The following is a 10,763-nucleotide window of genomic DNA, read 5'->3' as shown; positions in this document are numbered from 1 at the left end:
AGTTCGTCCGGTTCGGCGACACGTTGCGATACCGCCATCTCAACATCGCCGCCGAGCAGCGCCTGCCCGCGCGTCGCCAGCTCGCGCGCGATCGCGTCCCCCAGGCTGCCGATTGCCGCCAGCGCGCCGACGCCGAGGAACAGGCACAGCAACAGCAGGCGCAGTCCGCGAAAGCGCACCGCCAGATCGCGGCGGGCGAGCCGCCATGCGAGCGCCCAGCCGCTCACGCCGCGATCCGGCCGTCGACCATTTCCACGATCCGGTCGCAGCGCTGGGCGAGCGCGGCATCAGGGGTGATGATCATCAGCGTCGCACCGGTCGCGTCGCGTCGCGCGAACAGCATGTCCATCACGCGCGCGCCGGTCGCGGTGTCGAGGTTGCCGGTCGGTTCGTCGGCGAAGACGATCCGTGGCCGCGTGCCCAGTGCACGCGCGATCGCCACCCGCTGCTGTTCGCCGCCCGACAATTGCGCGGGATAGTGATGCAGCCGGTGCGACAGGCCCACCGCCGCCAGCTCCTCCGCAGCGCGTGCGAAGGCGTCGGCATGGCCCGCCAGTTCCATCGGCACCGCCACATTCTCCAGCGCGGTCATCGTCGGCAGCAGGTGAAAGGCCTGCAGCACGATGCCGATCCGTCCGCGGCGCGCGATCGCCAGCCCATCTTCGTCCAGCGCGCCGAAATCGGTGCCCGCCACCTCGACCCGCCCCGAGGTGGCGCGCTCCAGCCCGGCCAGCACCGCCATCAGCGAGGATTTGCCCGATCCCGACGCGCCCAGCAACGCGACGCTTTCCCCCTCCGCCACGTGCAGGTCGATCCCTTTCAGGATATCGACCGGGGTGGCACCGCCAAGGGTCAGCCTTACATCCGCAGCGCGGATGACCATATCACGGGCGATCATAAGGGCGGGGGTCCCCAAGACGATGACGAAGACGCCATATGTGGCCGGGGCAGCGCTTCTCCAAGCGGCGATGCTGTTGTCGGCATGCGGCGCCGCGCCCGACGAGGCAGCGCCCGCCAGCCAGCGCCCGACCGCGACACCATCGCGCGCGGCGCCGGTGGTGCCGGTGGGCGGGCCCCGCCGCGTCATCCTTGCGTTCGGAGACAGCCTTTACGCAGGCTATGGCCTGCAGCGCGGGCAGAGCCTGCCCGACGCCATCCAGGCGCGGCTGCGCGGGCAGGGGATCGACGCGACCGTGATCAATGCGGGCGTTTCCGGCGACACCACCGCCGATGGCCGCCGGCGACTTGCCTATACGCTCGACCGGCTGAAGACGAAGCCCGATCTCGTGATGCTGGGGCTGGGCGGGAACGATGTGTTGCGTCAGCTCGACCCCGCCGAAACGCGCGCCAACATGGCCGCGATGCTCGACGAACTCGACCGCCGCAAGGTGCCGGTCCTGTTGACCGGCATGATGGCGCCGCCCAACCTCGGCCCCGACTTCGCTGGGCGCTTCAACACGATCTGGCCCGATCTCGCGCGCCGGCATCATGCCGCGCTCGATCCTTTCATCCTGGCGGGGGTGCTGGGCAACCGGCGGCTGATGCTGACCGACGGGGTTCATCCCAATGCCGCCGGCGTGACACGGATCGCCGACCGTGTCGCCCCGCTGGTGGCGAAGCAGCTCAGCGCGCTGCCGCCCGGGTAACCCGGTCGAACCTTTGCGCGGTCAGCGTCGTTGGGCCCTTGAACAGAAGAGGATACCGACATGACCGACAAACAGCCGATGCAGGCCGACGGGCATGGCACCACCCGGCATGAACCGGATGAGAATGGCGAGGTCGCCAGCCGCCGCCATAGCGGGGGCGAGAGTGAGGGGGGCGCCTATCCCAATCCGCACAGCGGGAAAGACGGCGATCATTTCCAGGGCGGTCAGACGGAGCGCGCGTATCATGGCACCGGGCGGCTGGGTGAGCAGAAGACTGGTGAGCAACCCAATGCCGGCTCCTCCGACTAGCCAGCCATCGCCGCCGCTGGACGCTTGACCGCCCCCTGTTGTTGCAACGCTGCAACATGATGTTGCGAACGCACGCTCGGCGGCGTTCTGGCGTTGTGGTGGTTCGGACCCGCTCCTATCAGCGCCGCACCCTGCGCAGGGTGGTGTGCGTTACGGTTGGAGTACATGATGAAGACGGTTACACGCGGCGTGCGAGCTGCCTTGTTGGCTAGTGTCGCGTTCATGCCGGTAGCTGCCCGGGCACAGGCCGCCGCCACCGACGCCGCCGCAACCCAGGCACCCGCCCCGGCCCCGGTGGACGAGAATGGCGAAGCCCTGCAGGATATCGTCGTTACCGGCCAGACCAGCCGCGACCGTCCGCTGATCACCGCTTCGGCCGACATCACCTATGCCACGCGCGAAGCGATCGATCGCCGTGCGCCGCGTTCGACCGCGGACATGCTGGAATTGGTGCCGGGCATCTTCGTCGAGGGCACCGCGGGCGAGGCGTCGAACAATTATTCGGTGCGCGGCCTGCTGGGCGGCGGGCAGCGCTTCGTGCAGCTGGAAGAGGACGGCATGCCGATCCTGTACGGCGGTGGCGGCGCGGACTTCTTCTTCCAGCAGGATCTGACGATCGACCGGCTGGAAGCGGTGAAGGGTGGTTCGTCGGGCGTGCTGACCGTCAACGGCGCCGGTGCGACGATCAACTTCATCTCCAAGCGCCCGAACTTCGACAAGTTCGAAGGCGCGGTCCGGCTGACCGGCTATAATTACGGGCTGAAGCGCGCCGATTTCTATTATTCCGCGCCGCTTGCCGACAACCTCGCCTTCAATTTCGGCGGCTATGTGCAGAGCAGCCCCGGCGTGCGTCGCAGCCCGTATGACTATGCGGGCTATCGCCTCAAGGGTTCGCTGGAATATCGGCTGCCCTCGGGCGGCTCGATCCGGCTGTCGGGCCGTCGCGGCGATATGGAGACGGCATATTACGCGCCGTTCGCCTATCGCTACCAGGACGGCGAGATCACCGGCATTCCCGGCTTCGACATCCAGAAGGACAATATCGGCGGCGACGCCTTCACCGGGATCCGCGTGCCGGTATCGACCTTCGTGTCGGCCGATGGCTATCGCCCGTTCCGGAATCGCAACGGCATCCGCTCGGTCAATGATCAGGTCCGGCTCGACATCGACATTCCGGTGTCGGATTCGATCAGCTTGTTCGCGCGCGGCCGCTTCATCGATTATTCGTATGACTTCAACGGCATCTTCCCGGGCACGGGCAGCCCGAACGCCGGCCTGGCCAGCGCGACGACCTATCTGACGCCGGGCGCGACGTCGCCGATCCGGAACCTGCTGGCGCTCGGCCAGGCGGCGTTCCCGACCGCGACCAGCTTCGGCATCCGCAACATCCGCACCGGGCAGGTGATCGGCGCCAACGACACCGCGGCGCTCAACGCGCTCAACGGCAACGGCCTTCTGCAATATTCGACGCTGAACCACGATCGCTTAAGCGGACGTGATCTGGGCATCAACGGCGGCGCGCGCTGGGAATTCGAAACCGGCGGGATCAAGAACTCGCTGACCGCCGGCGTGATGTATTACAACGTCAAGCGCGACCAGAACCAGTCGGCCACCGCGAGCGTCGTCAACGACGTGAAGAACAACAGCGACATCTATGACATCGTCGCGTTGAGCGGTGGCACGAACGTCGTCGGTTCGCTGACCGACAGCGGCCTCGTATCCTATGGCGACTGGGGCAATGGCATTCGTCAGCGCAAGGACGAGGCGCTGTCGCTGTACGCCAACGACGAAATCGCGCTCGGCGATCATCTGCGTATCGACGGCGGTATCCGGTGGGAGCAGGACATCGCCTATGCGCTCGACGGCGTCGACGCCGCCGTGGCGAACCCCGCGCTGGGCATCGTGCCGGTCGCCGGCGGCGGCTTCCAGCAGGTGGTGCCGGCCGGGCAGGGCGGATTGATCCGCACCGTCGGTCCGACGTTCGCGGGGCAGTTCACCACGCGCCGCGCCAAGCAGGACCGGATCGCGTGGACGGTCGGTGCCAACTATCTGATCACGCCGAATCTGGCGATCTATGCGCGCTATGCTGACGGCTTCCAGACCAACAACGTCGATCCGATCACCGCGATCAAATTGTACGAAGCCGGCGTGCGCTACCAATACGGGCGTATCTTCAGCGGGTCGGTGACGGTGTTCCGCACCAATTTCGACAACCAGAACTATAACTTCATCAATCCGACCAACCCGACGCTGCTCGACAACATCAACGCCAATCTGCGGACGAAGGGTATCGAGATCGATGCTTCGCTGCGTCCGGTGCGGTGGTTCTCGGTCGGCTTCCAGGGCGTGTTCCAGGATCCCAAGCTGGTCGACCTGCAGATCAACGGAGCCAGCCAGGCGGGCTATGAGGGCAATCGGCCGGAGCGTACGCCTGCCCAATTGTGGACCGTCACCCCGACAATCGAACTGCCCAACGGGCTGGGTGAGATCTACGGCCGCTACAAGTTCGTCGGCAAGATCTTCGCCGATGCGGGCAACGGGGTTGCGCTGCCGAGCTATGGTGTCACCAGCGCGGGGGTGAACTTCAACATCACGCCCCAGTTGCAGCTTGGGCTGAACGCGGAAAACATCTTCAATGTCGTCGGCTTGACCGAGGGCAATCCGCGCCAGGGACAGACGCAGTCGGTGCAGAACGGTTATTTCTACGGCCGTGGCATCGTCGGCCCCACTTATGGTGGATCGCTGACCTTCCGCTTCTGATCCGGGCGGGTAGAACGAAAATCGGGGGGCGTCGTGACCGGCAACGGTCGCGGCGCCCCGTTTGTCGACGGGAGATGGCGATGAAGCAAGTGGCGCGCATGATGCTGGGCGCAGCGCTGGTGACGGGGGCGGGGATGGCGATGGCGGAGCGCGAGGCGCCTGCCCCTGACCTCGCCTATCGCCTGACCGAGGGACAGAATATCAATGCCTTCGTGCGCGAGGGGCCGGTCGCGGCGCATCTGCTGCTGCGCAATGGGGTCGATCCGCGCATCCTCGTCGCGTTTCCGGCGGGCAACAGCGGCGCCGGCCAGTGGTTCGCGCGACTGCATCGCCCGGCGATGTGGCGGCTGGAACAGGCGCCGCGTCCGCTGACCATGGCCGAGCCGGAAGGCGCGGCGGGGCGCCAGTTGCACGGCGTGGTTACGGTGGCCAGCATCGACGCGCCGCGGCTGACGCTGCTCAAGACGGTGCTGTCGTCGATCCGCTTCCTGCGCGATTACCAGTCGATCGGCCGCCTGCCGGACGAGGTGGAGGCCACCCCCGCCGTCACCGGCAACACGATCACCGGCTATCGCCGCCGGCTGGACGGTGCGCCGGGCTATTACCTGAAGCTGGAGGTGCTGGGCGGCCGCGTGGACGGCACCACGATCCTGCCGGGCGCGGACGGCCGCATCCGCCTGCGCATCACCGCCGCCACCGGTGAGACGCCGCTGACCGGACTGGCGCCGGGCGAGTTGCTGACCGCGCGCGCCGCCGCCGATCCCGAGGCGCGCGATGCCTTGCGCTTCCTGAGCTATCGCGAGAAATTCCTGGCGGGGTCGTGGCGGTTCCAGACCTATTTCGGGCGCGACACGCTGATGTCGGTCCGGCTGCTGATGCCAGCGCTGCAGCCGCAGGCGATCGAGGCCGGGCTGGCATCGGTGCTGGTGCGGCTCGATCGTGCCGGCGATGTCGCGCATGAGGAAGGCATCGGTGAATTCGCGGTGCTCGACCGGCGCCAGCACGGCGGCAGCGGCGACGCGGCCGTGCTGGATTATGCCATGATCGACGACGATTACATGCTGGCACCGGTGGCGGCGACCTACCTGCTCGATCATGCCGACGCGGGGGCGGCGCGCCGGTTCCTCGGGCGGTCGCTCGACAGCGAGGGCGTGCCCGGGCGACGCGAGGCGGCCGGCTCGGCGCTGGTGCGCAACCTGCGTTTCGTCGTTGACCACGCGCGCGGCTTTGCGGAGCGGCCGGGCCTCGAGCGGCTGATCGCGATCGGCGAGGGGCGGATGACCGGCGAGTGGCGCGACAGCAACGAAGGCCTGGGGCGCGGCCGCTATCCCTATGATGTGAACGCGGTGTTGGTGCCCGCCGCACTGGAAGCGGCGGCGCGTTTGCTGCGGGCCGGTTTGCTCGACGGCCACATGACCGCGCAGGATCGCGCCGCTCTGTCGCAGGCTGAGGAGATGGCGAAGGTATGGCGGGATCGCGCCCCCGCGATGTTCCGCGTATCGATCCCCGCCGCGCAGGCCGCGCCGCGGATCAGCGACTATGCGCGCCGCCTGGGCATCCCCGCGCAGCCCGCGGTCGCCGCGCTGGGATCGGCGTCGCTCACCTTCCATGCGCTGTCGCTCGACGAACAGGGCAAGCCGGTGCCGATCGTCAATTCGGACGAGGGCTTCGCGCTGCTGTTCTCCGATCCTTCGCCCAAGGACCTCGACACCTATGTCACCGCCGCGATGCGGCCGTTCCCCGCCGGTTTGATGACCGATATCGGCCTTCTGGTGGCCAATGCGGCGCAGGCCGATGCGCCGACGCAGGGGCGCTTCACCCCGGCCGCCTATCACGGTGCGGTGGTATGGTCGTGGCAGCAGGCGCTGTTCGCCGCCGGGCTGGAGCGACAGCTGTCACGGCGTGACCTGCCTCAGCCGACGCGGGAGGTGCTGACCCGCGCGCAGGCGCGATTGTGGCGGGCGATCCTGGCGACGCGCGCGACGCAAAGCTCGGAACTGTGGTCATGGGCGTATCGTGACGGCGGCTATCGCGTGGTGCCCTTCGGCGCGGGGCAGCAGGACGCCGACGAATCCAATGCCGCGCAATTGTGGAGCACCGTCTATCTGGCGGTGCAGCCGCCGCGCGTCATGCGATCGACAGGAAAGCGGTAACCGTCAGTCGACCGCGCGCCGGATCGTCGCTGAGCGCGGCATCCGGCGCGATCGCGCCGCTGTGGAGCAGCGCGCTGCGATAGAGGACGCAGCGATTGTAGCGTGCGTCCACTTGCGAAATCCGTTCAAATAGTGGCGTCGAGCTGGTGATATAGCCCGTCGGCGCATCTCCCCGGGCCGCCATTTCCGCGTTCAGCGCGGCGAGATACTGTGCCGAGCGCGCGCTATCGATCGTCTCGAACCCGGTCGCACGATGGCGGAAGAAGGCGGTGCCGTCGCTGTCATGCGGGCTGAGATAATGGACCAGCGCGATCCGATCCGGCGCGAGCGCATCGATATGCGGCAAGCGCTGCGTGCGCGACAGGCGCTCGGGCGGCAACGTCACCATCGAGAAGCTGGCGTCGATCAGCGACACCGCGCCACGATGCGCGAACACCCCGGCCAGAACGGTGGTCAGCGCCGGCCGGATACGGGCGAAATAATTATCGGGCAGGGCTGCGCGCACGCCGGGATAATGGTTTCGCCCCGGTTCGAACGCGGCGTGGGCGGCGGCGGCTCGCAAGCCGTCCGGATCGGGGTGGAAGTGATCGACGATCGCAATGGGTTGCCGTTCCGCGCCGATGCGCCGGGCGACGATCTCGGGGGCGGTCACGCCGCCGGCTCGAGCAACGCCGCCAGCGCCTCGTCGTGCAGCGGCAGCGTAGGGGCGGCACGCGCCACCACCTGGGCGAATTGCTGCACCTGCGCCCGATTGGTGGCCGGATCGAGCGTGTCGGCCAGCGGGTTGTAGCCCTCCGCCGCGATCCCCTGGCCATCGAGCACCGCCAGCCAGCTCGCTTCCCGGAACAATTCCTCGGAATCGAGCATCAGCCGGCCGGTGCGGCGATATTGTGCGATGCGCGCCTGCAGGGTGGGGGGCAGGGACATGGTCTGGCAATGTCGCCACAGCGCGTCCTGCCGACCGGGGGTGGCGTGATAATGCAGGATCAGGAAATCCTTGATCCCGTCCATGTCGCGCGCGAACAGCTGGTTGAAGCGATCGGCCAGCGCGGGATCGCAATCACGCTCGGGAAACAGCGTCAGCAGTTTCGCGATGCCGCTCTGAATCAGGTGGATGCTGGTCGATTCGAGCGGTTCGAGAAAGCCGGAGGAGAGCCCGATCGCCACGACATTGCCGCGCCACGGCCGCCGCCGCATCCCCGCGACGAACCGCAGGAAGCGTGGCGCCGCCAGCGCTTCCCCATCCAGATTGGCGAGCAGCGTCGCCGCGGCCTCGTCATCGCCGATCTGCGCGCTGGCATAGACATAGCCGTTGCCGGTGCGGTGCTGCAGCGGGATGCGCCATTGCCAGCCCGCCGCGCGCGCGGTCGATCGCGTATAGGGCGTCGTGGCGGCGGTGCGCGCGCTCGGCACCGCAACGGCGCGATCGCACGGCAGCCAGTGCGACCAATCCTCAAACGGCTCGGCCATCGCGCCATCGATCAGCAGCGCGCGAAAGCCGGAACAGTCGATAAAGAGGTCAGCGGCGAGCCGTTCGCCCCGTTCCGTCGTCAGCGCGGTGACAAAACCGCTATCGGCATGACGCTCCACGTCGCGCAGCTTGCCCTCTATCCGCCGAACGCCGCGCGCCTCGCTGAGCTTTCGCAGATAAGCCGCATAGAGCGCGGCGTCGAAATGATAGGCATAGCCCAGGGTCGACAGGATCGACCGCGTGTCGCCCTGTGGCTTGGCGAACCGTCCTTCCACCGCGAGCCGCGTCGCCAGCGACAGCGCGGACAGCGGCAGGTCGAGCCCGTCGGCGCGCGCCTTCAGCCAGCGGTGATGAAAGGCGACGCCGGGCAGCGCCGCGCCATATTGTCCGAACGGATGAAAATAGCGCTGGCCGGGCGCGGTCCAGTCGACGAACTCGATCCCCAGCTTGAACGTCGCCTTCGTGGCACGCAGGAAATCCGCCTCGTTCAGGCCGATCAGCTCGTTGAACCAATGGATCGTCGGGATCGTCGCTTCGCCGACGCCGACGGTGCCGATCTCCTCCGATTCCAGCAGCGTGATCGAGATGCTGTCACCGAAACTGCGCGAGAGCGCGGCCGCGGTCATCCAGCCGGCGGTGCCACCTCCCAGGATGGTCACGCGGGCGATACGACGTTCACGATACATCGCGACGGCCTAGCCGATCCCGGTGGCGGCCGCCAAGCCGGGATCCGGGATCAAAGTGCCGGTTTCAAGCGTGTTGACAGGCGGCACCCGTATCTTGAGTGTCGAGGCGCGTATCGGCCGGTCATTGCGCCGCAAGGGAGAGCATCGTGATTGTCATCATCGCGCTCGCCGTGGCGATCATCGTCGCGGCGCTGCTGACCTTTAGCCCATTCGCCCGATCGGACGCCTGGCGCGCGACGGTCACGCCGTTGGCGTCGATCATCGGATCGGGATTTCTGATCTGCGGCCCGTTGCTCGCGCGGGAATTCGGCGGTGCCGCGATCGTCGCGATGGCGGCGCTGCTGGCGGTGGCCTATGCGGCCGGGTGGGTCATCCGCTTCAACATCCGCCACGTCGAGGATCATCTGGCGACGGCACGCTTCGCCGATCCGATTGCCTGGACCGCGCGCGTGACACAGGGGGTACTGGCGCTCGCTTATGCGGTATCCGTCGCTTATTATCTGAAGTTGCTGGCCGAATTCTCCCTGAAGCCGATCGCGGTCGATCCCGCGTGGCAGCCGCTCGTCGCCAATGTCGTCGTCACGGTGCTGATCGCGGCGATGACGTTGCTCGCGCTAGGCGGTGACCTGCGCAAGGTGGAGCACCTCGCGCACGGAACGGTGTCGATCAAGATCGGGATCATCGCCGGCCTGCTGGTGGCGCTGGGGATCGCATGGGGCATGGGCGGTGCGGCACAACCGCTGCCGCCCGCGCGGATCGGCTGGGCGAGCATTCCGATGCTGCTGGGGCTCATCATCACCGTCCAGGGGTTCGAAACATCGCGATACCTCGGCCATGAATATCCGGCGGCGCTGCGCATCAGGACGATGCGCCACGCGCAGTGGATCGCGGCGGTGATCTATCTGGCGTTCATCGCGTTGCTGACGCCGTTCCTGTCGCGCGCCGCGCAGACCGAGGGCGTTGCCGGCATTCTCGACATCATGGAGCTGATCGCGCCCGCACTGGGGATCTTCGTGCTGGCCGGCGCGGTCTCCAGCCAGTTGAGCGCGGCGGTCGCGGATTCGATCGGCGCGGGTGGGCTGGTCAACGAGGTGTCCCGCCGGCACATCAGCGTGCCGCTCGCCTTCGCGCTGGCGGGTCTGCTCGCGGTCGCGGTCGTGTGGCTGACCGATCCGTTCGAGGTGGTGGCGCTGTCGTCGCGTGCGTTCGCGTTGTTCTATGCGCTGCAATGCGTGCTCGCCTTCGCGGTCGCGACCAGGCACGGCATCGGCGACTGGCGGCATCGGGTGGGCTTCGTGGTGGTTGGTATGATCTGTCTGACGGCGGTGGCGGTTGGCGCCCCGGCCGAAAGCTGACGCCGCGGAAGGGGGCTGGCCGCCCATGACATCGACCGCCGCAGAGGATCGGCCCGCCTCGTCGGGGCGCCTGGGTCGCATCGCGCTGTATCGCTGGTGGCGTCGATCCGTCGTCGGGCGCGTCGATCACCAGGCTGTGCTGGCGCGGGTGACCGAGGAAAGCGGCTGGAGCCCGCGCTTCGCCTTCATGACGATGATGTCGGCCGGGATCGCGGTGCTGGGGCTGTTGCTGTCGTCGCCCGCCGTCGTGATCGGCGCGATGCTGATTTCGCCGTTGATGAACCCGATCCTCGGTTTCGGTTTCAGCCTGGCGCTGTTCGATTTTCGAGAGCTGCGACGGTCGCTGAAGGCGATTGCGATCGGTGCGGGGGCGGCGGTCGCCT

At 67.6% G+C, this 10,763-nt stretch carries 10 protein-coding genes; 6 read left to right on the top strand and 4 right to left on the bottom strand.

Going from position 1 to position 10,763, the window contains the following annotated elements:
• A partial coding sequence (locus tag ACFDSW_RS11795) for a hypothetical protein (RefSeq protein WP_375250486.1) occupies window positions 1-227 on the bottom strand: 227 nt, incomplete at its 3' end.
• The gene (locus ACFDSW_RS11790; RefSeq protein ID WP_375250485.1) at window positions 224-883 is read right to left on the bottom strand and encodes an ABC transporter ATP-binding protein; all 660 of its coding nucleotides are present in this window, start codon (window positions 881-883) and stop codon (window positions 224-226) included. The genes ACFDSW_RS11790 and ACFDSW_RS11795, both read right to left, overlap by 4 nt.
• A gap of 37 nt (window positions 884-920) precedes the next feature.
• On the opposite strand from ACFDSW_RS11790, the gene ACFDSW_RS11785 reads away from it, so the two are divergent.
• The 4 genes from ACFDSW_RS11785 to ACFDSW_RS11770 all read left to right on the top strand — a co-directional run bounded on the left by ACFDSW_RS11785 (window position 921) and on the right by ACFDSW_RS11770 (window position 6,868).
• Complete coding sequence (locus ACFDSW_RS11785) at window positions 921-1,646, top strand: arylesterase (protein WP_375250484.1); 726 nt, start codon at window positions 921-923, stop codon at window positions 1,644-1,646.
• Window positions 1,647-1,706: 60 nt separating this feature from the next.
• Window positions 1,707-1,955 carry a hypothetical protein gene (locus ACFDSW_RS11780; protein ID WP_375250483.1) on the top strand — a complete coding sequence of 83 codons (249 nt, stop codon included), beginning with the start codon at window positions 1,707-1,709 and terminating at the stop codon, window positions 1,953-1,955.
• Window positions 1,956-2,120: 165 nt separating this feature from the next.
• Window positions 2,121-4,715 (top strand): TonB-dependent siderophore receptor, encoded by a 2,595-nt coding sequence (locus ACFDSW_RS11775; RefSeq protein WP_375250482.1) that lies wholly within the window; start codon window positions 2,121-2,123, stop codon window positions 4,713-4,715.
• A gap of 80 nt (window positions 4,716-4,795) precedes the next feature.
• A complete protein-coding gene (locus ACFDSW_RS11770) occupies window positions 4,796-6,868 on the top strand; it encodes a hypothetical protein (RefSeq protein WP_375250481.1) in 2,073 nt (690 codons plus the stop codon).
• Here ACFDSW_RS11770 and ACFDSW_RS11765 read toward each other — a convergent pair.
• Window positions 6,843-7,520 (bottom strand): DUF6445 family protein, encoded by a 678-nt coding sequence (locus ACFDSW_RS11765; RefSeq protein ID WP_375250480.1) that lies wholly within the window; start codon window positions 7,518-7,520, stop codon window positions 6,843-6,845. The genes ACFDSW_RS11770 and ACFDSW_RS11765 overlap by 26 nt on opposite strands.
• On the bottom strand, window positions 7,517-9,025 hold the full coding sequence (locus ACFDSW_RS11760) for a tryptophan halogenase family protein (RefSeq protein WP_375250479.1): 1,509 nt from the start codon (window positions 9,023-9,025) through the stop codon (window positions 7,517-7,519). Before ACFDSW_RS11760 ends, ACFDSW_RS11765 begins: the two co-directional genes overlap by 4 nt.
• Before the next feature lie 146 nt (window positions 9,026-9,171).
• Here ACFDSW_RS11760 and ACFDSW_RS11755 point away from each other — a divergent pair, with 146 nt between their 5' ends.
• Together ACFDSW_RS11755 and ACFDSW_RS11750 are read left to right on the top strand one after the other, a co-directional pair.
• Complete coding sequence (locus tag ACFDSW_RS11755; RefSeq protein ID WP_375250478.1) at window positions 9,172-10,380, top strand: hypothetical protein; 1,209 nt, start codon at window positions 9,172-9,174, stop codon at window positions 10,378-10,380.
• Between the two features lie 25 nt (window positions 10,381-10,405).
• A partial coding sequence (locus tag ACFDSW_RS11750; RefSeq protein ID WP_375250477.1) for a DUF389 domain-containing protein occupies window positions 10,406-10,763 on the top strand: 358 nt, incomplete at its 3' end.

This window comes from Sphingomonas sp., assembly GCF_042091075.1.
In the GTDB taxonomy this organism is placed as follows: domain Bacteria; phylum Pseudomonadota; class Alphaproteobacteria; order Sphingomonadales; family Sphingomonadaceae; genus Sphingomonas.
This window is presented reverse-complemented; position numbering and strand designations above follow the sequence as displayed.

What these genes read in the sequence shown, in the direction of transcription:
- ACFDSW_RS11790 (WP_375250485.1), bottom strand. Translation starts at nt 883, where the DNA reads ATGGTCATCCGCGCTGCGGATGTAAGGCTGACCCTTGGCGGTGCCACC.
- ACFDSW_RS11760 (WP_375250479.1), bottom strand. Translation starts at nt 9,025, where the DNA reads ATGTATCGTGAACGTCGTATCGCCCGCGTGACCATCCTGGGAGGTGGC.
- ACFDSW_RS11780 (WP_375250483.1), top strand. Translation starts at nt 1,707, where the DNA reads ATGACCGACAAACAGCCGATGCAGGCCGACGGGCATGGCACCACCCGG.
- ACFDSW_RS11785 (WP_375250484.1), top strand. Translation starts at nt 921, where the DNA reads ATGACGAAGACGCCATATGTGGCCGGGGCAGCGCTTCTCCAAGCGGCG.
- ACFDSW_RS11770 (WP_375250481.1), top strand. Translation starts at nt 4,796, where the DNA reads ATGAAGCAAGTGGCGCGCATGATGCTGGGCGCAGCGCTGGTGACGGGG.
- ACFDSW_RS11775 (WP_375250482.1), top strand. Translation starts at nt 2,121, where the DNA reads ATGATGAAGACGGTTACACGCGGCGTGCGAGCTGCCTTGTTGGCTAGT.